Below are 22,952 nucleotides of genomic sequence, written 5' to 3'. Positions count from 1 at the left end.
TTCTTCATATTTTAAAAGTTCTGTTGGTTTGCTGATTTCTCTCTACTGGAAAAGGTAAATTTAACGGCAAAAATTTGAAGTTTGCTAATTTTATATAAAATCATTTAAACCGAATTTCTGTAATATCCCAATATATTTAAGGGAAATTGGCGATCATGACATTTAAAAATGTTTATATATAATATATCATTGTTATATCATGGTAGCTATTGATGTTGGAGAAGTTATTTTAATTCTTGTACTGATTATAATTGTAGCAATTATACTATCGGGAATTCATATATTGAAAGAATGGCAGAGGGCCCCGGTTTTAACACTGGGAAGATATACAGGATTGAAAGGGCCGGGGCTTGTTTATGTGACGCCTATTATAAGTAAAATTACTGTAGTGCTTTCCACGAGGATACAGGCCGTGGCTTTTAAAACAGAATCTACATTTACACAGGATAATGTTCCAGTAAATGTCGATGCAGTTATGTATTTTCAGATCATTGACCCGGACAAAGCAGTGTTAAATGTTGAAAATTATGCGGCTGCAACACAGCTCGCAGCACAGACAACCTTAAGGGAAGTTCTTGGAAAATCATCATTTGATGAAATACTGTCAGAAAGGGAAAAGATAGGTGAATCAGCAAGGCAGATAATTGATGAGAAAACAGAACACTGGGGAGTAAAGGTATCATCCGTTGAAATCAGGGATGTGCTTGTTCCACAAACATTGCAGGATGCAATGTCAAGGCAGGCAGCTGCAGAGAGGGAGAGAAGGTCCAGGGTTACACTTGCCCTCGCAGAAGTTGAAGCGGCAGGAAAGATGGTGGATGCTGCAAAACAGTATGCAAACAACCCTACTGCTTTCCAGTTAAGATGGATGGATATAGTTTATCAGATAGGGCTTGAAGGAAAAGGTTCACTTATAATGATACCACAGAATGTACCAACAGTAGGCGATACTTCACAGTTCTTCACAGCAACTGCGTTAAACAATATATTGAGCAAAAGTACCGGCAATGTTGGTAACAGCACTAATTCCGGGAGTAAAGAGTAAGCAACTGGCTTAAGTCCAGTTCTTCCGGCCTTTTTTCACTTAATGGCCCATTATAATTTAATATTGTTGATAATTTTTTTCTTCTCATGGAAAATATTTTTGCTATGAATTTATCAAAATTTGCCAGATCTATGTCAACATCTTTTTTTATGATAGAAATTACTGCAGAATCTACATCTGGAACTGGAGAAAATACCTTCCTTGTGACATTAAAAAGAATTTTAATTGTTGATCTCACGGAGGTATTGATGGTTATTCTGGAGTATTCCTTTGTGCCCGGCTTTGCTACCAGCCTCCGGGCAAATTCCTTCTGGACCATGAGTATGGAAGATTTAAAGTTAAAATCCAGAATTTTAAACAGGATGGGTGAAGAAATATTGTACGGGATATTGCCTATAATATGGTCAAAATAGGATGGTTCCGTATCCAGAAAACTTTCTTTAATAATATTAAATTTTCCTGATGCTATATGATCGTGATAACTTATTTTTAAACTCTCATAAAATCTATGGTCTGGTTCTATGGCAGTTAGCTTTACCGGTTCAGAGAGCAGTATTCCGGTAAGTATTCCATGACCCGGGCCTATTTCAAGAACATGGTCTCCGGGTTCAATTCCAAGGAGCCGGACCTCTTTTGCGGCAATATTTTTATCATTTAAAAATACCTGCCCGTATTTTTTTGAAAAGTTAACAGTCATTTTGCAACAAACAGCTTATATTTTTCATATCTGTTCTGCAGTTCATCCATTATTCTGTTCACAACCATTTTCTTTGGATTATGTACGCTTTTTACCCTTTCACTTATATCTTCAAATGATTTGAAAGGCCCCTTTTTTCTTTCGTCAAGAACAGACCACATACTCTTATTTCCAAGTCCCGGCAAAAGTTCAAGTGTATGCATCCTGGTGTTAATTGCTTCTGCGTTATTGAAAAAATCAACGAATCTCTGTGGATTGTCGTCTATTATATTCTCTATTGTGTATGGAAGCTCACTTATAGCTGCACTGGTTAGATCTTTATAGGTTATCCGCCTCTTGATTGAAATTATTTTATCTCTCTTTTCAGGTGATTTTCCAATATAAATCTTATCGCCTACAGTAACTACGGCGTCCACCTTCGGAATAATCTCCAGTAATTTGAATTCACTTTCACCTATTGCAAGTATAAGGGGCGATTTGCGGAAATTTTTATCGTCTGCCCTGCCCTGGGGTAGAAAATCTATGATATAAGCGTACTCTTCCATTTATAAAACCCGAAGTATATCCAATATACTATCTAAAACTTTGTTATCAGCAGCAACATTATATGAGTTTAATATTGCCATTAGCTCTTCAGTGGAAGAAGGTTTAATGTCTATAATTTTTACTATTGCTTCCCGTGGAAGCTTGTGTACCTTGCTTATATCATTATAAAGCTGCTTTAAATCAGCATCTTTGTCGTATTTTAAAAATTTTTCAACGTATGCCAGTGTATCGTTTTCGCTCGGAGTACGTTCTTCAACGTTACTGAGCATATTAAAAACTTCGTTATTTGTTTTATAGGTTATTTTCATTGGGGCAACCTCTTGAGATGAACAGGTGCTGATATTATTTTTCTTTCTGTATTTCCAATTTTTATTTTCAGGATATAGCAACTACCCTGCATCCCTGTTATTTTTCCTGTTCTTCCCTGAAAGTTGTGAAATGGCATCCCTTTCTGTATAGCCGGTTCTATTACAACAGCAACCGTCTCGCCTATTTCAAATTTCTTTAAAAGGCTATTAACCTTTGGCATTCCTCTTTGCTTTATCTTCTTCGTTAACTTACTTCTTGAACCTGATCTGGTTCCATTAGACATTCGTGTCATGTTTATTCACCTCTCTATTTTCAATACATCCAGGCATTTTACCTTTAATTCATATCCATAGACAGAAGAGAGACTGGGTGTGGTTCTTCCTCCGTCCCCATTAATCAGCTCCTTTATATATGTGCCGGATTGAGACCTAATTTTAACTACTGCTTCCTTATCATGTATATCTTCTATATTTATATATTTTATTTCTTTTTTTCTAATAAGGTCAGATCTATTTCCTATAACTCTCGTAGGTGTCCTCTGTGATATTGTAAAATTCCTGAACGTATTAACAGCCATAAGCAATGTATTTTCGTTTATGGGCGTATTGCATTCAACCACTGCCCGGTATATTTTATCGTATGTGGCTTCCTTTATCTCCTTTACCCTTTTCTTGCCCGTAAATTCGAGATTTGAAATTGATATGCCGTTTCCGGAGTTATTGACTTCTTCCATGAATTCTTTTACAGGAAAGTTTCTGACTTCAGGTTCGTCTACCTCCATGATAAACTCCCTTCCATTGCCAAGCATCATCACATCAACATCTTCCCTTCCGGAGCCGTGCAATTTGTAATTCTTTCCACCGGTGAATTTCAATAGCTTTTCGCCTATAAGCGATTCAATGGAATCACCGCTGCCATTAATCCATCTTGTCTGCGGTATATCCCTGCGTTCCTTTTTATATGTACCGTAAATATAAAGTGGCCTTATGATTAAATTTACATTATCATAAATTGTATTTATCTCAATAACTATATCGGCATCCTTTGAGAATTCTTTTCCGGAAATGCTGGAAAAATATTTTCCAAATTCCCTGTTAAATTCTTTTTTAATGCTCTCTCCATTATTGCCGTATTTATTCTGTATTTTTTCTTCTTCCAGCAACGTTGCGGGATCAAATTTTGACCCGATTAAGAAAGTTGTGTATTCCTTTGTTCCTATAGCATCTTTTACCATGTTAAAGTATTTATCAAATTCATTAAAAATTCCATTGCAGAGCCAGCAGGTATCCGGGGCATTATATGTTCCATAAAATGATTTATAGGCAAATGCAAGCATAGTGCCTCTCTGATAATCCGTCATTCCGGTATCAATATTTGCAAAAATACGCCCTGTACATCTGATGCACAGGTTGTGTGAAAATAAATTTATAAAATCGTCCATAAAAAAATTATCTTGCTTTCACTATTTTTTCGACGCTAGGCCTTTCTTTTATAAATACCCTGGAACCACATTCACATTCTATATCTGTGGTTCCGAAAGTTTTTTCAAGCTGCCTTCCACATCTGATACATTTATACATGGTTGTTTATCTCCTTAACAATTTCACTGCTGTATTCCGGAGTATATGAACCGCCTGCGAACTTATAGCTGCAGTGCCTGCACTCCCATATTCCATTTGCCACTCTCTTTACCTTTTTCTGTTTGCAGGAAGGGCATGTGTAGAAACTGATTTTCTGTTTATATATTTTATTCCATGCTTTCCTTACGGTAACACCATACCTTGGCCCAAAACGTCCTGAAGCCCCTACTTTTACTGTGTGTTTTGTCATATAATTACCTCAAATATGATTCTCTTAATCTATTACCTATATCACTTGATGTTTTTATAGCTTTTCTTATTTCATCAAGCGAAAATTCTCCTATATCACCTTTCTGCATAGCATGGATATTATGGTCTTCGGCTATTGTTACCGTTATCCTTCCATTGGAAACCTGCTCCTCCTCGAGGTCTGGATCACATACTATTTCATCTCCTATCTTAACCATTGTAATTGATACAGGAGTTGCGTTGATAGGAAGGCTATAATCTTTCTGCCCGATTTTCGATGCCGGGACAACAGTGTTTTTCAAAGCTGTCACAGCAGCGAGTGTTGCAGCATCTATTATATTCCCATCATAGTTCAGGACATCGATATCCACAAATATCATCCAGACTCTTTTTCCGGATTCTATTACAAGCTTTGATGTATCAACCATTTTGCTTTCCCTTATTCCACGGTCAACCACACGGGAGTACTCTATAGCCTGCTCACTGGGTGGGCCTGATTCAAAGGTTGGAAATGCCATTGGCAGCAATTCTATGTTCAGTGCCATCACACCGCTATCAGGAGAATCCTCAAACGGGTCTCCTTCTTCTACTTTTATGCCGGCTACAACCTTTGTTTTTCCAATTTCAACCATGGCAGAACCTGCTGCCTTGGGGACAAAATTTTCCGTGATTTTGATTTCACGGTAATCCTGAAGCCCCCTTCCATCCAGGCGTTTCCCTGTTTTTATGCTTTCCAGGATAAATCCTTTTCTAATTTCAGATAATACTGCACTTGAATCCATAGGCATTTTTATTCACCATCCTCTATACTGTATTTGCTCATCAAAGCGTTTCTCTGCAATTCCGAAATTCTTGGCATTGCATCCATCATCATCGATGTAGCTTCATTAAACTCTTCCTCTGTAACATCCCCGTCAAGCTGTAATAATACTACTTTTCCAGTTCTGGGCAAAATAGCCATCGGTATATCTGCCTGGCCGAAATTGTCCTCATCCTTTGAGAGGTCAAGTACAATCTTCCCATCTGCCTTTCCTGCTGTACAGCCTACAACGAGGTCTCTCATGGGAACCCCGGCATCTGCAACAGCCACTGATGAAGCTGTAAGGCTGGCTATTCTTGTGCCTGCATCCGCTTCCAGAACCTGGATAAACACATCAATTTCAGCCCTTGGGAGTTTTTCAAGGACAATTGCAGAAGATAATGCTTCCGAAACAACCTTTGATATTTCCATTGTCCTTCTGTCCGGGCCAGGGCGTTTTCTTTCCTCTACGGAATATCCTGACATATTATACCTTGCCTTGACTATAGCCCTGTCAATATTCTGGGCATGTTTTGGATAGGCTTCCCTTACATATACGGCAACAATGATTTTATTGGCACCCCATTCTATAAACGCTGAACCATCTGCACGGTCCACAACTCCTGTCTGGATCTTTATGGGACGCATTTCATTCAATGATCTCCCATCAAGCCTGAGCCCATCTTCTCTCATCAATTTTATATTTCCTTCCATTCAATTTTCACCTTTCATATTCTTGAGGTATTCTTCCATCCGGTCTGTTAATCCTATTGTATGTGCTTCTTTTTCCACAAGCCTTATTGCATCTATGGCCTTTTTCACATTTTCTACATTGCCATCCAGCCATATAAATCCGTTCTGGCCTACAATTATTTTTGTATCGGTATAGTTTTTAATGATATTTATCATATTTCCTCCTCTCCCGATAACACGTGGAACCTTCGGAGGTTTTACCGATATTATCCTGCCAGACTCAAGTTTTCTCATTCCATTATCCCTTAACGAAATCCAGCTTTCCTTAATTTCATTGGATACCGATATTCTGGCATATATATAATCGCCCACGTTCAGATAACGCTCGAGGTCCCCGGATGAAACATGCCATGGGGTATCATTCATATGCAGTAGGGAATAATATGGCGAGTTAATATCAACTGTCCACATAGTGGGCCCTATATCCATTATTTTCCCTATTATCTTGTCGTTTGCCCTTGGCAAATATGGACTGTTAAATGGAGCAACGTCAATAAATTTCTCGCTTTCCTGAATTACTCCAAAGTATTCAGAGAAGAATTCCGAATTATATTCATACATGCCATTTCGGGGTTTCAATTCAGCTATTTCTATTTTGTCCCCCGGATAAACTATTTTTTTTGTTTCCAATTGAATACACCTTTTACTTTATGAAATATACCTTCGTAATATATTTATCTTTGTGATTAATTTTAAAATATTATATAAATAATTTTAATAATGCCAACTTTTAAAAATCATTTCAATAATTTAACATCTGCATCCCCGCTGGTTTTTCTATTGATAAGGTCTATGAGGTCCCCCTGCATGCCAGCTGGAATTTCTATGACACATATATAATCACCGGCATTGGACCACTCTTCCTTAAGTATTGTACCCATTCTCGAAATATCACCGTAAAGGCGCCCGTAGGCATCTCCGGTCAGCCTGATAGCCATCCTTGCCTTTTCCATCCTTATGGGTATCAATGGCCTTATTGCCTTGAGCACTGCCTGTACCTGTTCGTCCACGCTTTTAAAAGGATCGATCCTTACCTTTGCTTCTTCCATGGCCGCCTCAATCCTGGTCACGGGAATAGGCGTATTTGTCTGGGGATTTATAGCTTCCCGAACTATTTCGTTAATAACCTGTTTCCTTTTGAGTTCCAGCATTTCTTTTCTCTGTTCTGTGGTAAGCTGTATCTGCCCTCTTTTTACTATCTCTATAGCTATCTGCCCTATATCTGTAGTTTTAAAAACCCGTTTAAGTATTTCCTCGTTTGTCCTTTCCCCTTTTTTGGCATCCTTAAATATTTCAGGAAGTGCCAGATCGTTTTCAATATCTATTTTTCCCGCCCGTATACGGGAAGCTGCATCAGGGTCAACAAGGATTTCAAATTTATAACTGTCATATTCGAATCTTGCTATAACCGCCTCGTCTGTATTTACCATTGTTGATAATCATTTATTTAAATAAAAAATTATACATTTGGCTTTTTCTTCGGTACCGATGCAAGAAGGAACATTATTGCAGCTATGCTGGATATGAGGACAAATATGAAGGATATTTCATGGTCGAATAGGAATAGTGCTGCAAAAATTGTACTTCCCATGAACCCGGATATTGCTTTTCCCGTATAGAATACACCATTGTTTGCAGTTGAAAACCTGGTGCCAAAAATATCACCAACAAGTGAAAAGTACATTGAAATCATGGCTCCTCCAAAGAATCCGATAAAGATTATGGCGAAAACATATAACCTGAGAATCAGGAATATTGAACCCAGTATCAGGAATGAATCTATCAGCATCACAACCTTTACCCTCCCTATGATGTCAGATACATAACCCAGTATGGGCCTGCTTACACCGCTGAGCAACGGGAACAGTGATACAAGAATGGTGAATTCTACAAGGGGCAATGCTTCGCCCAGATATCCAAATGAAGCTGAAATCACTATTAATGGGACAGCACCAAGGATAAATGAGATATAAAGTATCCAGAATCTTGTATTTTTAAGGTTTTTTGATGTCTTTTCACCTGTCAGCGTGGCGGTTTCCGGGTATCTGGCCTTCATAAGCAGGGCTGGCAGGATGATTATTTCAGCAACACCAATTATCAGCATTGGTGTCCTGAATGAAACGGCCTTTGCTATGAATATATTTGCAACTGCTGCACCGAGGCCAAAACCAAGGGAGACAAGCCCTACTGCAAAGCCCCTCCTGCCTTTGAACCACTTAACCGCTAAATTGGTGGATATGCCATAGAGTATGCCTTCCCCTATGCTTCCGAGGGACCACAGTATATAGAATAAATACAGGTTATGTATAAATGATGTTCCTAAAAAGCCAATGGATGACAGAATGGCAGATAATATGCCAATGTTTCTAGGTCCATTTTTATCGGCAAAATAGCCGCCAATACCCTGGAAACCTGTAGAGAATATGGCAAAGAGTGTAAAGGCAACTTCAACCTGGACCAGGGTAACGTTCAGGCCGGTTTTAAGCAGGGGTTCGAAAACATCCCATGAATATTGATACAGGGAATTAAAGGACATTATCACAATGCCTATTATAATGTAGCCCTTTTTCATTTTTTAAAATTTATCGGAATAATATAAATATTATTATTGTTCACTGTTTTTAGCTTTGCCTACTCTTTTTACATATCTGTTAATGGAAAATATCCCCCATACCGATTCTATAGCACCAAATGGATACACGCCTGCTAGAATTCCATAAATAGCTGAGCCAAAACAGGTAATGCCGAAGAAAAGCGAATACAGGGGAGAACGTGATTCCAGCAGATAAAAAATCATCATCATGGTCAGTACTACTGAACCATAAATTGTCAAAAGGCTTAACAACATAATACCTGATATTATAATAGTAAATGTTATTTATGAATTAAAATAATACAAATAGAGTTGTTAATAACAGTATAATTGCAACAAGATAATCTATTTTCTGTGGTGTGAAGGTAGCAAGTTTTTTCATCAGTATTTTGCTCAGAAGCAATGTCACCAGAAGAAGTGCCAGGGCAGAAGCCAGAACAAATATTATCAGCGTTATATATACAAAGTGGATGCCATAAACTACAGCAATCAATATGATCGGGACTATAGCAGGGTCAGGTATTATGCTTACCAGCAATATGGATTTCTCTATTTCACCGCCCCTGGAATCCTCTGACTTCTTCTCATGCATTGCGTTCAGGATTATATACAGAGCAACAAAGACAAGCAGCGCCACAGCAAATATTTTTAAGTAGAACTCTGGCAAAAAGTACATCCCAAGTATGGCTATTCCAAATGATAAAATAGATGAAAAGATTCCATGAATAAGGCCTAAGCTGAATGACATTGTGCCAATCTTTCCTGTTCTGAATTTCTTCTGGAGGGAATATGATAGTATGGGTGTCCAGTGGTCTGGTGCTACCATGTGTAGCCCGGCAATAAGGATAGTTAGGCCAACAATAGCCACTGGAAGCAAAATATAAATCATGAGCATGAAATGTGATAATTCCATAATATAATAATTTATAGCCATGATCAGATTGGATAATACAATATATTTTAAAAATAGCTTAAAAAATTGTTAAATAGTAAATAAATATGATTGACCAATGGAAAAAATTGAGATTAAAAACCCCGGCCAGTATTATGTTAACAGCTGGATTATATATGATGCACTGGGAGGTCCTGCAATAGATGAAAATAAATGGTCTTTAAAGGTTACCGGGCTTGTAAAAAAACCTGCAGAATATACATATCAGGAATTAAATAAAATGGATGGAATTGAATATATTTCAGACTTCAACTGTGTCACAAAATGGTCAATTAAAGATGCAAAATTTAGCGGGCCGTCATTGAAGGATCTTATAATGAAATCTGAACCTTTACCTGAGGCCGAATGGGTAATGTTTGTCTGTGCAGATGGTTATGATACACCTATTCCATTTGATGATGCAGTGGATGAAAAGAGCATACTGGCACTTAGAATAGATGACAAGCCCCTTGGAGTTAAGCATGGATTTCCTGCAAGGCCATTTATGCCATCCCTTTATGGGTGGAAAAGTGCAAAATGGGTCACCGAAATTAAATTAATGGAGAAATATGAGGATGGGTACTGGGAAGCATATGGATACCACGAAAGAGGCAAAGTGGAAGATGAGGAACGGTTCAAAGGTTTCGGATGGAAGAAAATAAAAAGGCATTCTGAAATAGATAAATAGAAAGATTTAGTAAAAACCAGGCCACTTCCAAAAATTTTCAAAATAATACTTTAATATATAATGGAAAAAGAGAATTGTCCAATCACTGTTTTAATATAAGTTCAAGTGGTGCGTGGTCTGAACCTGTAACATTCTCCAGAATCAATGAATCCTCAACTTTCCCAATAAAATTATCACTTACAAGAAAATAATCTATGCGCCAGCCAATATTCTTTTCACGGGCATTGAACCTGTATGACCACCATGAATAGTGCCCGGGTTCCTTGTGGAAATAACGGTATGTGTCTACATAGCCGTGTGATAAAATTTCAGTCATAGAATCCCGTTCCTCAATAGTAAATCCAGCATTTTTTTCGTTCCCCTTTGGCCTTGCTATATCTATTTCTTCATGTGCAACGTTGAAATCGCCTGTAATGATTACAGGTTTTTTAGCTTTCAGCTTATCCATATATTCCAGTATCTCCCTGTTAAACTGAATTTTGTAGTCAAGCCTGGTGAGCCCGTGCTGTGAGTTCGGGAAATATGAATTGATTAAATAAAAATTATCGTATTCCAGTGTTTGTATTCTTCCTTCCACATCTTTATTATTTTCACCTGTTCCTGTGGTGTAACTTAATGGTTCCTGTTTTGCCATGGCCATTGTGCCACTGTATCCTTTTTTATCTGCCGGATTTACATATATTTTATATCCAGTATGGTGCAATTCTTCAGGTATGTCCATTTTATCGGCTTTCGCTTCCTGCAGAAGTATTATATCAGGATTTTCATTTTCAAGAGTTTTTATTATTCCATTCTTAACCGCAGCCCTGATTCCGTTTACATTCCACGACAGTATTTTCATATTATTGTAATAATTATGTTATATATAAAGCAGGGTGTGGAATTTATCAAAATTACAAAACTTTCCTATCCGGATAAATTGCAAGATCTGTAATATGCTATGGAAATATGGATAAATAAAGCTACTGGTTACACAGTAAGTTCGAGAAATAAATGAAACATAAATGTTATTCATAAAATGTAGTGTGTTGCATAATTAATAGGCATGTGTCATCCCCCTCATAATATTGTAATTGACTACCTTAAGAGCTAATTCCTGTATAATATACTCTATTTTCTTAGCTTTAATTATCTCTGTCATTACTCTTTTTAATCCTGAAAAATATATTTCTACAATCCACCTTTTGCCATAGCTATTGTTCTCTTTCAACTGTTCCATAGAATTCTTTTTAATATATCTTACAATCCTGGCCCTTGTGGATGAACCTCTGGATTTGGTAGAAGCATTTTTCCTGGGAGGTATTATTGCATTATATCCGAACATATTGTAAATATACTTTGAATCATATCCCCTATCTCCAAATATTCTTAGAATATTATTTTTCATTTTACTCAATAGTTTTCTAGCAGCTTTAGAATCATGTGTATGCTCATCTGTAATTGTGAATGATAATACAGTAACATCTTTTAATGATATTATTACATGTAATTTGAGCCATCCATTCCTTTTCCTATGCCATTTATGCCTTAAATAGTCTCCCCTTATTGTTATCTTAGAGCCAGTAGAATCTATAATGCAATCCAGCTTACTGTTAATATTGCTATTCAGATCTGGCTTAATTCTCCTTATCCTCCTGAATATTTCACTATATGATATTGATTTTATATTAGCTATAATTGCTAAGGACCTTAACATGCCTTCAAGTGACCTGAATGGAACATTGAATATAGATCTTAATCTAGCTAAATACATTATCAATGCATCGGGTACTTTGTATGGATGTCCTATTTTACCATTATTATTTTCCTCCAATAGAGAATCATAATCCCTTATGAATGATAGATCTGCAAGGTATTCTATTCTATCTGCAAGTGATTCATTATACTTTTCCCATCTCCTGTTTGATCCAATCCAGTACCTTTTTATACTTCTATTTATTTTATTATTGATTTGTGGAGTCAAAGCAAATCACCCCTATATTTCACTATATAGGGGGTTTTCCTTTTAAGTTTTAAATTTATTATGGAATAATTATTAAATTGAAATGAATTATGCAACACACTAACACTGGGAGATATTTTTATAAATAACAATAGTGGGAATTTCATTTTTACGCTGGAGAAGATTTCAGAGGGTATGTCTGTATTTGTATTTGATGGAGATATAAAATTGGTCCTGATTAATCTATCAGGCAACACAAATAATAAACTGAAAATTTTATCGGAAGTGAATAATTTTTATAAAAATAATACTGTTAAGAAAATAGCACTTTATTCTGGAATTATTGATCAAAAGATAAAATATTATTGCAACACATATTCTATTAGCCTCATGAAAACTATTAAACTCTTAAACGGAGATTTAGAAATAAGCATTAAGGTCCATAAGAATTGGCTGATGGAGAACAGTGTAGACAAAAATAGGAGAAGGAATAAAGATGAAATTATATTAAACATACTTGAAACAATTAGGGAGACAGACCTAAATATTACAAATATTGTATACAGATGTAATTTGAACTACAAATATTGCATTGATTTGATAGACTCAATGATTGAGAAAAAAATTATTGAGGCGACTGAACAGGACAAAACAATTAGGTATAAAATAACCAGTTATGGCATAGAATATATGCACAAACTGGAGAGCATAAGAAACATGTAATTAAAAATATCAGTGGTACATATTAATTTTACATAGTGCATAAGTAATCGGCATATCTAATTTATTGTGTATGTATTAGATATTACATTGATCCTGGTTTTTGGAGTTTCGTATATTTTACTAACCATGTACATAAAGCATCTATTAAATGCCATGGATAACAGAATTAAGAATGTTGAAAATATTTTAGATATGGAATTTATAAAGTCATTTATAGTTTTCATTTACAATGATAAATTACTCAATAACATGGACTTGATAATAGAAAATCTTAATGATGGAAAATTGGACTCGGTGGATTCTTTATTTGAAAATATTATTCCGGACGCCGAAAATGCAATAACAAGCATCTACAAATTCCTTGGCAAAAAGGATGATCTAACAAAAAAATTTGTTGCTGTCATAGAAAATTTCCAGTGGGTCAAATATTTTTTTGTCTGGTATGGTATTGTAATAATCAGTTTATACCAGATATACTATTTTTACAGATTTAGCAGATATATGGAAATACATGGCCAGTTTATTTTTGGCATGCTATATTCCTTCCTGGCTGTTTTTATTTTATCAGTAATAGTATTCACCACCATTTCGTCCATCAGGGTTCATAATATAAATACCATAATAAAAAATATAAATATGAATTTTAAATAGATATACTGATTTGTTTTGCCTATCATCAGGTGTATCTACAACAGATATACTTATAATAATATTAAATAGTGGAAATATAGATAAATTTTAGCAGAACGTGGAATATAAGGAAGTTATTGTTTCTCCCCGTATGCTGCTCCACCCGGGGTTTCAATTACTACTTCATCGTTTTCCTCAAGTACGGTGGAAAATTTACTCGGCATGGACTTCTTGCGACCATTGCTGAGTATATAAATTTTTCCGGTTTTTCCAGGGAAACCTCCATGAAGCCCCCATGGTGGTATTATAAACCTGTCTGCAATAACCGATATATAGGTTCTGCTGCGTACCTTGAATGACCTTACAATACCTTCTCCGCCGTGATACTTTCCTTTGCCATAACTATTCTTTCTCAGGTTATTTTTTGTAAAAAAGAATGGATATTCCTTTTCAGCTATTTCAACTGGAGTGTTCAAAGTATTTGTCATATTGCTATGTATCCCGGATTCTCCATTGGAATCGTACCTCCCACCATTGCCACCGCCTATTGTTTCATAGTAAGACCAGTATTTGTTTCCATATTTCCCGCCCAGCATAAGATTCATCATTGTCCCTGATGAAGCAGCCGGGATATAATATAGAAACTCGCTTAATGCCCTTAACGTAACATCGGCTATTCTCTGGGTTGTTTCAACATTTCCTCCTGAGACAGGGTAATTTCTTTCAGGATTTACCAGGGAACGTTCCGGCGCCTTAATAGTAATCACGGAATAAAAGCCATCATTTGTGGGTATAGAATATTGCATTGCACTTCTTATTGCATATGCTACAGCAGAGAAAGTTACACCTTCTACTGCATTCAGTGGATACTCAATTTCCCCATGCGTGCCTTCAAAATCAGCTACCACGCCACCTGCACTTATTTTTAGATTTATATTTATATTTATTTTCTCAATTCCCTTTTCAAGATAATCTATTGCCTTATATTCACCTGCTTCCCATTCCTTGAGTGCCATTAATGAGAGTTCCCTGGAATGGTCTATAAGTGAGTTCCATGATGATTTTATCTCATCTGGCCCGTATTTGGCCATTAACTCCTTTATTCTATTTATCCCCATCCTGTTGGCGGATATCTGGGCATTAAGGTCTCCATTGGCTGTTTCCGGATCCTTAAAATTAGCAAGTATCATTCTGATAATGTCAGGTGTTATAACCACCGGCGGTATTATAAGCCCTTCCTGGTATAGATTGCGTGCCTCCGGGTTAAGGCTGCCAAAAACAGGGCCGCCCACATCTACATTATGTGCTTTATTAATCACATAACAGAATAATTTATCATTATCGTATACTGGAGCTATAATTGTAACATCGTTCAGGTGTGTGCCAGAAATATATGGATCATTTGTTATGAGCATTTCATTTTCTTTCAATGTGATGCTCTTTTCTCTCATATAATTTATAATGTTTCTTGAACCGATTTTAAATGACCCTAGATGTACAGGTATGTGTTCAGCCTGTGCTATTATGCGCCCTTCTGAATCAAGCACCGCACAGCTGTGGTCCATTCTTTCCCTTATGTTAGGCGATATGGCCGATCTCTTTAACGCAACTCCCATTTCCTCTGCTATAAACTGTGTAGCCTTTCCAACTATTTCCCAATCAGTCATAATCTCACCGCCCTTAATTCATCGTTTTCTCCGCGGAATATTGTCCATCCCGGTGGAACAAAGGTGCTTGACCCATCTTCTTCAATTACAGATGGCCCCTTTATCTCCTTCTTTACTGGCAATGCATTCCGCTGGTAAACCTCAACGTTTTCCCATTTGCCATTTATGTATACATTTCTCTTCTGCGGAGCCAGTTCCTTATTTGTTACACTGTGTATATCAGGTTTTACCCTTTTCTTTATTGCAAAAACCCGGATAGTAAGTATTTCAACCGGGCGATCCAGTGTAAAGCCAAAAGTCCTGTTATGGGTATCGGTAAAGGATTTGATGATCTCATCCCTGTCTACTATTTCAACAGGTATTGTAAGCTCTGATCCCTGGCCAACGTACCTGCAATCGGCATATTTTATAAATTCCGGGTTTTTTACCTGGTACATGAGCCTCTGTTCCAGTTCATTGAATCCGGCTTTCAGATCCTCAGGATATGACATTCTGGCTTCATATTTTATATTTGCAAGCATCAGACCGAGAGCACTGAATACACCGGGCTCTGGAGGTATTATAACATTTTTGATTCCCAGCTCATCAGCAACAGGCATGGTAACCTGCGGCCCCGCACCGCCAAAGCCAAATAATGTAAATTCAGTTGGGTCCAACCCCCTTTCAACGGTAACGAGCCTTATTGCCCTTGCCATTTCAAGGTTTGCCAGCTTAATGGCTGATTCAGCCACCTCATATGGATCACCCAGCTTCTGGAGTGCTTTTAAAGCCAAGTCTTTCCTTAATATTTTGTCAGAACCTGACATTTTATCATTTATAATGCCCATAACAAGGTTTGAATCTGTAAGTGTAGGCTCTTTTCCACCCCTGTTATATGCAACAGGCCCAGGTTCCGATCCTGCGCTCATAGGCCCTATATTAAGTGCGCCTGTTTTATCTTTCCATATAACTGTGCCACCACCTGACGATACTTCTGAAAGGTCTATAAATGGAAATCTCACAGGATAGCCAGATCCTTTCACTATACGCCCGTGGTGTGAAGAACCGCCAACCTCGTATTCTGCGGTGATGTCCACATTATAGTTAATAACTGTACCTGCCTTGGATGTCGTTCCACCCATATCAAAACTTATTACATGGTCAATGCCCAGAATGCTTGCAAATTCACTGGCGGCAATTACCCCCGCTGCTGGTCCTGATTCTATTATGTTGACTGGCTTTTTAATAACTTCATCAACAGAAACCAGGCCTCCTGCATTGGACATCATATTGATTTCCGGCGAACCGAATTTATCCAGTACAGACTTCAATCTTTTTAGATAGCCCGAAACCACAGGCATAAGGACGGCATTAACAACTGTAGTTGATGTCCTTTCATATTCCCTGGGTTCGGGTGAAACATCGTATGATATGGAAATATTATCAAAGTATTTTGATAAATAATTCTTAATATTCATTTCATTTTCAGGCCTTAAATAGGAATGCAAAAAGCATATTGCAAGGGATTTTACGTTATTCTTAGCCATAGATGTTTTTATGGATTCAAGATCAGATGTTTCAGCCTTTTTAATTATATGCCCATTAACATCGGTACGTTCATCTAACTCATAGCGCAATTTTGATGGTATAAGTGATCTGGGCCTGTGAAAATCAAGATTATAAAGCTCAGGCCTGTTCTGCCTTCCTATCTCTATTACATCCTTAAAACCCTTTGTGGTAAGAAGTGCAGTTTTTGGCAATTCAAGGCCATACTGCCCCAGCAATGAGTTTGTTGCGATTGTTGTTGCATGTACAAACTCATCAATATTTTTATTAAGATATTTGCTTAATCCGTCCATGACGGCCTGTTCAGGGTTGGCAGGCGTTGTTGGAACTTTATAATAGTGTATTTCCTCATCTATTACAATAATATCAGTGAAGGTCCCACCTATATCAATTGATACTGTAACCATATACTTGGGATTAGCTTTTACATTATTAATATTTTCACGGAAACTTTAAATTTATGCAATATTTTGTGGTTTTTATCGTTTATTACGTAGATATAGGTTAGAGTTGTGCATGACTTTTGAAATTACAGCAATTCATATACACTGCCAGAATTCCATAATTTTTATCTCATTTTCTTATGTACAACAATTGTAGTATACAGAGAATATATAACTCCAATAGTAACTTAAAAATTAGAAGACCCCGATTTACCATATATATGCACAATGGGATTCATTGAAGAGAATATAGTTAATGCGTTTGCGTTAACCTAACACGTAAGATTCTATATTAGCAGCAATAAATATGAGAAACATAGAAGTGGCAAAGTAAAATACAAACATTGATGTCTCTGCTTTTAAAATATTTTGAAACTCTTTATAACTAATTCCTTTGGTATAATTCTCTATAAAACTTGTTACAATTGTAACCACACACATTGCAAATGCTATTCCTAAAACATATGCAAAGGTCTCCGGAAAAAATTGTGGAAGAACTTTATCCACAAAAGTGTATTTATTTCCAAGAAGTGCCATACCCATTACAGACCCTTCCAGTAGTGAGGAGGTGTATAATACAAAAATCGTAGGTATTAATAAGAAAAGCCCGCCAAGTTCTAATTGGAGATCATACGACGTGTTATTCCCAATTAATATATTATTTAATTGATTAAATGTGGGGTTGTGATAGGGTGCTATGGAGCCAGAACCACCTGAAAAATACGTTTTACCAATCATTAAAGTTATGATAGATATGGTGAATAATGGAAGGTAATACAATATTGCCGATATAAGTATATAATCATATAGATGCTTCTTTTTAGCATTATCAATATAAAATATATGTAATGCCTGTTCAGTAAATTTTTGTGGTCTTTCTCTTTTTCTTAGCAAACTCAGGGAGTCTACTATATTTGTTATAGGAAACGCTTTGATAGCCGTTCTAATTAGTGTTTTGCTTATATAGCTATTATCCGTTTTCAATAAAACTATTTTGCCATGGACAAGTCTATTCCCCAATGAGAGATTTCCATATATTTCAAAAAAGAAATATACAAACGAAACAATAACAAATATCATAGATGAAATCAGTAATTTATCAGCATATGATGTGGTAATTCCTTTAGTGCCATAGGAATAAACTTCCACTAAATCAAAAAGCTCAAACTGCTTATGTAAAGGATAAAGAATAAATGATGTTATGCAAATTAAAAGAGTTAAATCTATAAGATATGCAAATATCCTTTGGTAGAAAGTTGCTACTTCAACTTGGGAATTTGTCTTCGCCATGCTTTTGACTCCATTCATTAATTTTCTTTATTCTGACAGTGGTAGATGGATGACTGAGAGTTAAAGAAAAGGTATACATATACTTCGGGCTAAACTTTAACGGGGTTTTATTAAGGTTATCTATACTTACGAGAGCTGATTTTACAGTATCTGCCCCTACAGCTTTACAGGCAAATAGATCGGCTTTTACCTCATCGCTGCGCTGTAGTAGTGGAAGTATTAATGTGGCGAAAATATAAAGGAAAATAATTGCTATAGGAATCAGTATATAAAATTTTTTTTCAATGAATGAAAGCAGGAAAGCGTTAATGCCAAATACCAGTGCCAACCAGCTAATCAAAAAATGTTTTAAATTATGTTTCATAACTAAATGCCCTATTTCGTGTGCAACAACAGCTTCTAATTCTGACTCTGATAAGTTTGAAAGCAGATAGCTTGTAATATAAATATAATATTTATCTGATTGGTATCCATTAGCTATTTTAACGCTGTTTGTATCTATTATTTTTATGTGAGGTGTTATGTTATAATCCCGAAAAACCTTAAGTATTGACTGTATTTTTGTGTCTTCATTGTTTTCTATTGATGGAATTCTATTATATTTTATATTAGAGATTGGCTGTAATAGAACCAGGAGTATGAATATAATTAATACTATATTTATGTATATTAAAGTATCAATATATGTGTGAGTCATAATATAATATCCAGAAACAAACATAAAAAATAATATAAGCACTATTAGTGGACCATAACTATTGAATTTTAGATATTCAGCAAATGTTGCTGTTATACCTTTATCTTTCCTGTCAATAAGGTATCCTAAAAAAACAAGAATAAATGCTACAAATTCTGAACCCGTAAGAGTTATTAACCATATCAACAGTGTAAAGTGATAAATAATAATTGAAGGTATAAATAAAAATATAGATATCGGATACAAAGTACCGATTATTATGCGTTTTTGAAAATTATCCATATCGCACCTATGGAATCAATATGCAGCTATTGCAGCGCCAATGGCCGCTCCAACATATCCACTTGCTGCTAAAATTGCATCTGCGGTCGCTTCTGTAATCCATCCAGCAGCCCCTAATGCGTCAGCGACAAGAATGGCTACGCTGGGTTCCAGTCCCATAGTGACAGTTAGCCAATTAAACCAAGTAGACGCTGTCGGGAAATGGCCATGTGTGAAGTAGTAGTATAGAAAATTTCCATGTGATGTGCCAGTATTAATTAGCGCCCCGGGAAGCATATGACTTGCGTCTTCAATAATAGGAACTCCTGCAATACTTAAGTATCCTGCTCCCGATATCATACAGAAGAGTGATACCATCACAATAGCTTTTGCAACTCTCTTGTAGTGCTCCCTGTTATCTTTTTGCATGGAGCCAATTGCCATGTTCGAAGATAACCCCTTTCTTTTACGGTAGAGAACACTGCTCTCAACTATGTTTATTTCAAACATAATATATATAGATACATAACATTTATTTAAATATTTCTATAAATACATACATCAAGATTGCCTTACTATATAATTTACTTTCTTCGTTATACTATATAGTAGTAATATATAGAAATTAATTCGTGAATAAACTTATTCTTATTTAACTTCATTCTGGGCTTATATTCTTTTATTGTATTTTTAGATGGTATATATAGGGAATATTTACGGGGCGATATATTATTTACTATTTAAATAAATTTCAAAAGGGAAAATATTCCCTTCCATTTAATTATTAACTTCATTGAGAGTGTTGGCCTATATTTACCCCAAATTATGGACAGGATCATTTAGTTTCAACAATGTTTATAATAATATTTATAATATATTATATAAATAACACCCAGAAAGAAAATTGATTTTCTATCTGCTGGAAATTCTATAACTCATTCTGGCCAGGCGTTTTGATATTTCTGCATAGTTGCTGTTTCCATTCAGTATTTCCTTATAAAATTTTATAGCTTCATCATAATCGTTTACATTTACCGGCTTTGGAACGCCGTCCTTCCCACCAAGGCAAAAAGAATATTTAACCGGGTCTGCAAATGATGGCTTATCCCCATAAACAATTTCAGCAAGATATGAAAGTGCCCTTATTGTTGATTTTGAAATTCCAGGCATGTCCATCAATTCATCGAACTTGCCGGGATTATACTCATAAAGTTCTTTCATTTTCTGCCAGTTGATCTTATAATTCAGGTCAAGAACAGGGGCCGATTCCATAAAATTGTCCAGTGAACGTTGTTTGCTGTATTTTATAGGGTTGTCCTGTATTATATTTATTATTCCTTCCCTATTTTTTTCACTTTTTCTGGTTGAAAGGTCAAGTGCAATATTTTCTTCGTAGCCGGAAATGCCATTCCTTTTATCATCATATAAAGAAATATCATTATTTTTCCAGTGGTACCGCCTGGCAAGGCTTGAAACAGTATTCATGCCCTGGTTGACTATTGTATAATTTCCTTTATAATCCATCAGAATAAATTGCATATAAAGGTTAAATCCGTCCTGGAGCAGCTTTTCATCCACCTTTGCTATTGATTTCGCATCCTTCTTTATCCGGTAGAGATATTTATCCTCAATATTTCCTTCAGATTCTATCATGGCGATCTCCTGCCCTATATTTCCCATGTGCTTCCCTTTTCCTCCGATAATTCTTAAGCTGTCACCCCTATTGATATGGTCTTTTAATGCACTCAGTGTGGCAGTTGTTGTTCCGCTGGAATTCCAGTCAAATCCAATAGCTAATGATAATGAATGGAACCAGAACGGATCTGCAATTTTTTCCAGGAAGAAGTTTTCACTGTAATTCTGAATCATAAGATCTGAAATAATCCCACCAAGTTTTACCATTCTTTTATAGAGGTATTCCGGGGGATGCCCGTAATGCAATGGCATTATTGAAGAACCATGATTTTGCATAATATAGCATCAAGCATAAAATGTATTTAGTTTTTTATTTCCTGAGATTATTTTATATAACTGAGAAATTTAGCATGGTATTTGAAATTGCATGAACAGAATGCATGGCTAAAGCAATCCATAACTCCCTGTAATCTGATCGAGAAGGTCGTCTTCATCAGGGCCTAAGCCTATGCATGTTACTGTGCCGGGGATAATCTGCGTAAATCCTGCATCGGTTATTGTTTCACTTATAACTCCAAGAATTTTGCACTCTTCCTTGATTTTATAAATTTCCTGCAGGTTATCTACCTTTACAACTACTTTCTTCTGTCCGGTTTCATACCACTCATTAAAAGTTTTTTTATTCTTTTTCATAGATATAAGTGTGCATGCTACCGCTGCGTGTGCCACCTGGGCAGCTATCTTCCCTTTCCCCATTGCGAGGTCTTTTCTTACAGCAATCACCATTTTTACCATGGAACATCCTTCATTTTAAATTTGTATGCCAGTATATTTACGCCCCTGTGTATTGGCGGCGTTATAATCAATATTACAGCAACAGGTATAAGGTCTCCATAGAGCTGCATAAAGAATCCCCTTGCAAATATGAATACCAGCAGGAAAGATACTATAACAAATGGCCACTGGTCCAGTATTGAGCCGCGGGCTCCACGCTTCATCCCTATTCTTCTCTTTATGAAGGACCCGGACATATCCCCCAGAAGTGAGCCAAAACTCATTGGTATGAGGACAAGTATAGCGTCTATAATGTTTTTTCCGTAATCAGGATATGGAATTCTCAGCACTATAACAATATAGTAAATTATTATTCCTGATAATATTCCTATAAGAGATCCTCCTATAAATCCGGACCATGATTTCCCATCTCCGAGTATACGTTTGCCTTTGTATGTTTTTCCCCGGTCTATTACCCAGTGCCCGCCGGTTATTACAGCACCGGGATTGGCTATGAACGCAGGAGCAAATAGAATTATTGCATATAATGTAAAAAGTACTATATTACCCATATGTTTCAACCGCTTTAAGCACATCTGCTTTGGTTATTATTCCTTTAAGTTCTGTCCCATCAACTATTAAAACTGCATTGGAGTATTTTAAAAGGGGGTATATCATGGATATAGGGCTATTCTTGTCAAGTTGCGGTAGAACACTGCCCATAACTTTCTTTATTATGAGATGTTTCAGCGATTCTATGCTTGTCCCTTTTATTAACATGTCATTAATATTGGATTCTGTAATAGTTCCTATAATCCTCTTATCCGATGTTACGACAGGAAGCTGTGAATATCCTTTTTCTCTCATCCTGTTAAGTGCTGATATTATGGAATCGTTCATCTCGCATGTGTCAACGTCTTTTGTCATTATAAGTTCAGCCTTTATGTCTATATCCTTGGCACGGTTTCCAGAATTGTTGAGATACTCAAAAATTTTTCTTACCTTATCGTATGCAGGATTGATTTCACCCTTCTCCAGCCTTGCGATATAAGATTGGCTGACCCCACTGATACGGGCCAGTTCTTTCTGGCTTATACCCAGTGATTTTCGCATTTTTCTTAATTCTTCAATACTAGGAAGCATTTATATGTTATA

At 36.3% G+C, this 22,952-nt stretch carries 29 protein-coding genes; 4 read left to right on the top strand and 25 right to left on the bottom strand.

Annotated features, from left to right (window positions below; all coding sequences use genetic code 11):
- Window positions 1-199: 199 nt before the first annotated feature.
- Window positions 200-1,045 carry an SPFH domain-containing protein gene (locus fad_RS00240; protein ID WP_009887060.1) on the top strand — a complete coding sequence of 282 codons (846 nt, stop codon included), beginning with the start codon at window positions 200-202 and terminating at the stop codon, window positions 1,043-1,045.
- On the opposite strand, the gene rsmA is transcribed toward fad_RS00240, so the two are convergent.
- The 14 genes from rsmA to fad_RS00170 all read right to left on the bottom strand — a co-directional run bounded on the left by rsmA (window position 1,023) and on the right by fad_RS00170 (window position 9,466).
- Window positions 1,023-1,742, bottom strand: coding sequence for a 16S rRNA (adenine(1518)-N(6)/adenine(1519)-N(6))-dimethyltransferase RsmA (rsmA, locus tag fad_RS00235; protein ID WP_081141265.1), 720 nt, complete (start codon window positions 1,740-1,742; stop codon window positions 1,023-1,025). The two genes, fad_RS00240 and rsmA, sit on opposite strands and share 23 nt — an antisense overlap.
- A complete protein-coding gene (locus fad_RS00230; protein ID WP_009887058.1) occupies window positions 1,739-2,287 on the bottom strand; it encodes a DUF655 domain-containing protein in 549 nt (182 codons plus the stop codon). The genes rsmA and fad_RS00230 overlap by 4 nt, the downstream gene beginning before the upstream one ends.
- Window positions 2,288-2,557 carry an Rpb4 family DNA-directed RNA polymerase subunit gene (locus fad_RS00225; protein WP_335589199.1) on the bottom strand — a complete coding sequence of 90 codons (270 nt, stop codon included), beginning with the start codon at window positions 2,555-2,557 and terminating at the stop codon, window positions 2,288-2,290.
- 35 nt (window positions 2,558-2,592) lie between these two features.
- Window positions 2,593-2,889, bottom strand: a complete 297-nt coding sequence (locus fad_RS00220; protein WP_019841567.1) for a 50S ribosomal protein L21e — start codon at window positions 2,887-2,889, stop codon at window positions 2,593-2,595.
- Between the two features lie 6 nt (window positions 2,890-2,895).
- The gene (locus tag fad_RS00215) at window positions 2,896-4,038 is read right to left on the bottom strand and encodes a tRNA pseudouridine(54/55) synthase Pus10 (RefSeq protein ID WP_081141262.1); all 1,143 of its coding nucleotides are present in this window, start codon (window positions 4,036-4,038) and stop codon (window positions 2,896-2,898) included.
- Window positions 4,039-4,045: 7 nt separating this feature from the next.
- Window positions 4,046-4,177 (bottom strand): DNA-directed RNA polymerase subunit P, encoded by a 132-nt coding sequence (locus tag fad_RS00210; RefSeq protein ID WP_009887054.1) that lies wholly within the window; start codon window positions 4,175-4,177, stop codon window positions 4,046-4,048.
- Complete coding sequence (locus tag fad_RS00205) at window positions 4,170-4,427, bottom strand: 50S ribosomal protein L37ae (protein WP_009887053.1); 258 nt, start codon at window positions 4,425-4,427, stop codon at window positions 4,170-4,172. The genes fad_RS00210 and fad_RS00205 overlap by 8 nt, the downstream gene beginning before the upstream one ends.
- Before the next feature lie 4 nt (window positions 4,428-4,431).
- A complete protein-coding gene (gene rrp42 / locus fad_RS00200) occupies window positions 4,432-5,214 on the bottom strand; it encodes an exosome complex protein Rrp42 (RefSeq protein ID WP_009887052.1) in 783 nt (260 codons plus the stop codon).
- A gap of 2 nt (window positions 5,215-5,216) precedes the next feature.
- Window positions 5,217-5,939: an exosome complex exonuclease Rrp41 gene (rrp41, locus tag fad_RS00195; protein ID WP_081141261.1), complete on the bottom strand. Its 723-nt coding sequence runs from the start codon at window positions 5,937-5,939 to the stop codon at window positions 5,217-5,219.
- Window positions 5,940-6,608: an exosome complex RNA-binding protein Rrp4 gene (gene rrp4, locus fad_RS00190; RefSeq protein ID WP_081141259.1), complete on the bottom strand. Its 669-nt coding sequence runs from the start codon at window positions 6,606-6,608 to the stop codon at window positions 5,940-5,942.
- A gap of 107 nt (window positions 6,609-6,715) precedes the next feature.
- Entirely contained in the window at window positions 6,716-7,408 is a 693-nt protein-coding gene (locus fad_RS00185) for a ribosome assembly factor SBDS (protein ID WP_081141258.1), read from the bottom strand.
- 29 nt (window positions 7,409-7,437) lie between these two features.
- A complete protein-coding gene (locus fad_RS00180; protein WP_081141256.1) occupies window positions 7,438-8,550 on the bottom strand; it encodes an OFA family MFS transporter in 1,113 nt (370 codons plus the stop codon).
- Window positions 8,551-8,583: 33 nt separating this feature from the next.
- The gene (locus tag fad_RS00175; protein WP_081141255.1) at window positions 8,584-8,826 is read right to left on the bottom strand and encodes a hypothetical protein; all 243 of its coding nucleotides are present in this window, start codon (window positions 8,824-8,826) and stop codon (window positions 8,584-8,586) included.
- A gap of 37 nt (window positions 8,827-8,863) precedes the next feature.
- Window positions 8,864-9,466 carry a hypothetical protein gene (locus tag fad_RS00170; RefSeq protein WP_236940576.1) on the bottom strand — a complete coding sequence of 201 codons (603 nt, stop codon included), beginning with the start codon at window positions 9,464-9,466 and terminating at the stop codon, window positions 8,864-8,866.
- Window positions 9,467-9,581: 115 nt separating this feature from the next.
- On the opposite strand from fad_RS00170, the gene fad_RS00165 reads away from it, so the two are divergent.
- Window positions 9,582-10,190 carry a sulfite oxidase-like oxidoreductase gene (locus fad_RS00165; protein WP_009887045.1) on the top strand — a complete coding sequence of 203 codons (609 nt, stop codon included), beginning with the start codon at window positions 9,582-9,584 and terminating at the stop codon, window positions 10,188-10,190.
- Window positions 10,191-10,272: 82 nt separating this feature from the next.
- On the opposite strand, the gene fad_RS00160 is transcribed toward fad_RS00165, so the two are convergent.
- Entirely contained in the window at window positions 10,273-11,031 is a 759-nt protein-coding gene (locus fad_RS00160) for an exodeoxyribonuclease III (protein ID WP_009887044.1), read from the bottom strand.
- Between the two features lie 195 nt (window positions 11,032-11,226).
- The gene (locus fad_RS00155) at window positions 11,227-12,153 is read right to left on the bottom strand and encodes an IS5 family transposase (protein ID WP_081141252.1); all 927 of its coding nucleotides are present in this window, start codon (window positions 12,151-12,153) and stop codon (window positions 11,227-11,229) included.
- Window positions 12,154-12,327: 174 nt separating this feature from the next.
- Here fad_RS00155 and fad_RS00150 point away from each other — a divergent pair, with 174 nt between their 5' ends.
- The gene (locus fad_RS00150; protein WP_009887042.1) at window positions 12,328-12,855 is read left to right on the top strand and encodes a winged helix-turn-helix domain-containing protein; all 528 of its coding nucleotides are present in this window, start codon (window positions 12,328-12,330) and stop codon (window positions 12,853-12,855) included.
- Between the two features lie 66 nt (window positions 12,856-12,921).
- Window positions 12,922-13,506: a hypothetical protein gene (locus fad_RS00145; RefSeq protein ID WP_148285729.1), complete on the top strand. Its 585-nt coding sequence runs from the start codon at window positions 12,922-12,924 to the stop codon at window positions 13,504-13,506.
- Window positions 13,507-13,619: 113 nt separating this feature from the next.
- Here fad_RS00145 and fad_RS00140 read toward each other — a convergent pair whose 3' ends face one another.
- The 9 genes from fad_RS00140 to fad_RS00100 all read right to left on the bottom strand — a co-directional run bounded on the left by fad_RS00140 (window position 13,620) and on the right by fad_RS00100 (window position 22,940).
- Window positions 13,620-15,152, bottom strand: coding sequence for a hydantoinase B/oxoprolinase family protein (locus fad_RS00140; protein WP_081141250.1), 1,533 nt, complete (start codon window positions 15,150-15,152; stop codon window positions 13,620-13,622).
- Window positions 15,149-17,104 carry a hydantoinase/oxoprolinase family protein gene (locus fad_RS00135; RefSeq protein ID WP_081141249.1) on the bottom strand — a complete coding sequence of 652 codons (1,956 nt, stop codon included), beginning with the start codon at window positions 17,102-17,104 and terminating at the stop codon, window positions 15,149-15,151. Before fad_RS00135 ends, fad_RS00140 begins: the two co-directional genes overlap by 4 nt.
- Before the next feature lie 303 nt (window positions 17,105-17,407).
- Window positions 17,408-18,430 (bottom strand): RDD family protein, encoded by a 1,023-nt coding sequence (locus fad_RS00130; RefSeq protein ID WP_171481848.1) that lies wholly within the window; start codon window positions 18,428-18,430, stop codon window positions 17,408-17,410.
- The gene (locus fad_RS00125) at window positions 18,405-19,313 is read right to left on the bottom strand and encodes a M48 family metallopeptidase (protein ID WP_196795602.1); all 909 of its coding nucleotides are present in this window, start codon (window positions 19,311-19,313) and stop codon (window positions 18,405-18,407) included. The genes fad_RS00130 and fad_RS00125 overlap by 26 nt, the downstream gene beginning before the upstream one ends.
- A 111-nt stretch (window positions 19,314-19,424) precedes the next feature.
- Complete coding sequence (locus tag fad_RS00120; RefSeq protein ID WP_081141244.1) at window positions 19,425-19,898, bottom strand: hypothetical protein; 474 nt, start codon at window positions 19,896-19,898, stop codon at window positions 19,425-19,427.
- Between the two features lie 402 nt (window positions 19,899-20,300).
- Window positions 20,301-21,359 (bottom strand): DUF763 domain-containing protein, encoded by a 1,059-nt coding sequence (locus tag fad_RS00115; RefSeq protein ID WP_081141243.1) that lies wholly within the window; start codon window positions 21,357-21,359, stop codon window positions 20,301-20,303.
- Between the two features lie 108 nt (window positions 21,360-21,467).
- Window positions 21,468-21,818, bottom strand: coding sequence for a peptidyl-tRNA hydrolase Pth2 (gene pth2 / locus fad_RS00110; protein WP_009887034.1), 351 nt, complete (start codon window positions 21,816-21,818; stop codon window positions 21,468-21,470).
- Window positions 21,812-22,369: a CDP-2,3-bis-(O-geranylgeranyl)-sn-glycerol synthase gene (locus fad_RS00105; protein ID WP_081141241.1), complete on the bottom strand. Its 558-nt coding sequence runs from the start codon at window positions 22,367-22,369 to the stop codon at window positions 21,812-21,814. Before fad_RS00105 ends, pth2 begins: the two co-directional genes overlap by 7 nt.
- A complete protein-coding gene (locus fad_RS00100; RefSeq protein ID WP_009887032.1) occupies window positions 22,362-22,940 on the bottom strand; it encodes a CBS domain-containing protein in 579 nt (192 codons plus the stop codon). The genes fad_RS00105 and fad_RS00100 overlap by 8 nt, the downstream gene beginning before the upstream one ends.
- Window positions 22,941-22,952: the final 12 nt, after the last annotated feature.

It is taken from the genome of Ferroplasma acidiphilum, from assembly GCF_002078355.1.
Classification (GTDB): Archaea; Thermoplasmatota; Thermoplasmata; order Thermoplasmatales; family Thermoplasmataceae; genus Ferroplasma; species Ferroplasma acidiphilum.
Note: the sequence above shows the minus strand (reverse complement) of the source record. Positions and strands in the feature narration are given on the sequence as shown.

Bases quoted from the DNA above. Each gene is read 5' to 3' on its own strand.
- fad_RS00240 (WP_009887060.1), top strand. From the start codon at position 200: ATGGTAGCTATTGATGTTGGAGAAGTTATTTTAATTCTTGTACTGATT.
- rsmA (WP_081141265.1), bottom strand. From the start codon at position 1,742: ATGACTGTTAACTTTTCAAAAAAATACGGGCAGGTATTTTTAAATGAT.
- fad_RS00230 (WP_009887058.1), bottom strand. From the start codon at position 2,287: ATGGAAGAGTACGCTTATATCATAGATTTTCTACCCCAGGGCAGGGCA.
- fad_RS00225 (WP_335589199.1), bottom strand. From the start codon at position 2,557: ATGCTCAGTAACGTTGAAGAACGTACTCCGAGCGAAAACGATACACTG.
- fad_RS00220 (WP_019841567.1), bottom strand. From the start codon at position 2,889: ATGACACGAATGTCTAATGGAACCAGATCAGGTTCAAGAAGTAAGTTA.
- fad_RS00215 (WP_081141262.1), bottom strand. From the start codon at position 4,038: ATGGACGATTTTATAAATTTATTTTCACACAACCTGTGCATCAGATGT.
- fad_RS00210 (WP_009887054.1), bottom strand. From the start codon at position 4,177: ATGTATAAATGTATCAGATGTGGAAGGCAGCTTGAAAAAACTTTCGGA.
- fad_RS00205 (WP_009887053.1), bottom strand. From the start codon at position 4,427: ATGACAAAACACACAGTAAAAGTAGGGGCTTCAGGACGTTTTGGGCCA.
- rrp42 (WP_009887052.1), bottom strand. From the start codon at position 5,214: ATGCCTATGGATTCAAGTGCAGTATTATCTGAAATTAGAAAAGGATTT.
- rrp41 (WP_081141261.1), bottom strand. From the start codon at position 5,939: ATGGAAGGAAATATAAAATTGATGAGAGAAGATGGGCTCAGGCTTGAT.
- fad_RS00185 (WP_081141258.1), bottom strand. From the start codon at position 7,408: ATGGTAAATACAGACGAGGCGGTTATAGCAAGATTCGAATATGACAGT.
- fad_RS00180 (WP_081141256.1), bottom strand. From the start codon at position 8,550: ATGAAAAAGGGCTACATTATAATAGGCATTGTGATAATGTCCTTTAAT.
- fad_RS00175 (WP_081141255.1), bottom strand. From the start codon at position 8,826: ATGTTGTTAAGCCTTTTGACAATTTATGGTTCAGTAGTACTGACCATG.
- fad_RS00170 (WP_236940576.1), bottom strand. From the start codon at position 9,466: ATGCTCATGATTTATATTTTGCTTCCAGTGGCTATTGTTGGCCTAACT.
- fad_RS00165 (WP_009887045.1), top strand. From the start codon at position 9,582: ATGGAAAAAATTGAGATTAAAAACCCCGGCCAGTATTATGTTAACAGC.
- fad_RS00160 (WP_009887044.1), bottom strand. From the start codon at position 11,031: ATGAAAATACTGTCGTGGAATGTAAACGGAATCAGGGCTGCGGTTAAG.
- fad_RS00150 (WP_009887042.1), top strand. From the start codon at position 12,328: ATGTCTGTATTTGTATTTGATGGAGATATAAAATTGGTCCTGATTAAT.
- fad_RS00140 (WP_081141250.1), bottom strand. From the start codon at position 15,152: ATGACTGATTGGGAAATAGTTGGAAAGGCTACACAGTTTATAGCAGAG.
- fad_RS00135 (WP_081141249.1), bottom strand. From the start codon at position 17,104: ATGGTTACAGTATCAATTGATATAGGTGGGACCTTCACTGATATTATT.
- fad_RS00130 (WP_171481848.1), bottom strand. From the start codon at position 18,430: ATGGCGAAGACAAATTCCCAAGTTGAAGTAGCAACTTTCTACCAAAGG.
- fad_RS00120 (WP_081141244.1), bottom strand. From the start codon at position 19,898: ATGTTTGAAATAAACATAGTTGAGAGCAGTGTTCTCTACCGTAAAAGA.
- fad_RS00115 (WP_081141243.1), bottom strand. From the start codon at position 21,359: ATGCAAAATCATGGTTCTTCAATAATGCCATTGCATTACGGGCATCCC.
- pth2 (WP_009887034.1), bottom strand. From the start codon at position 21,818: ATGGTAAAAATGGTGATTGCTGTAAGAAAAGACCTCGCAATGGGGAAA.
- fad_RS00105 (WP_081141241.1), bottom strand. From the start codon at position 22,369: ATGGGTAATATAGTACTTTTTACATTATATGCAATAATTCTATTTGCT.
- fad_RS00100 (WP_009887032.1), bottom strand. From the start codon at position 22,940: ATGCTTCCTAGTATTGAAGAATTAAGAAAAATGCGAAAATCACTGGGT.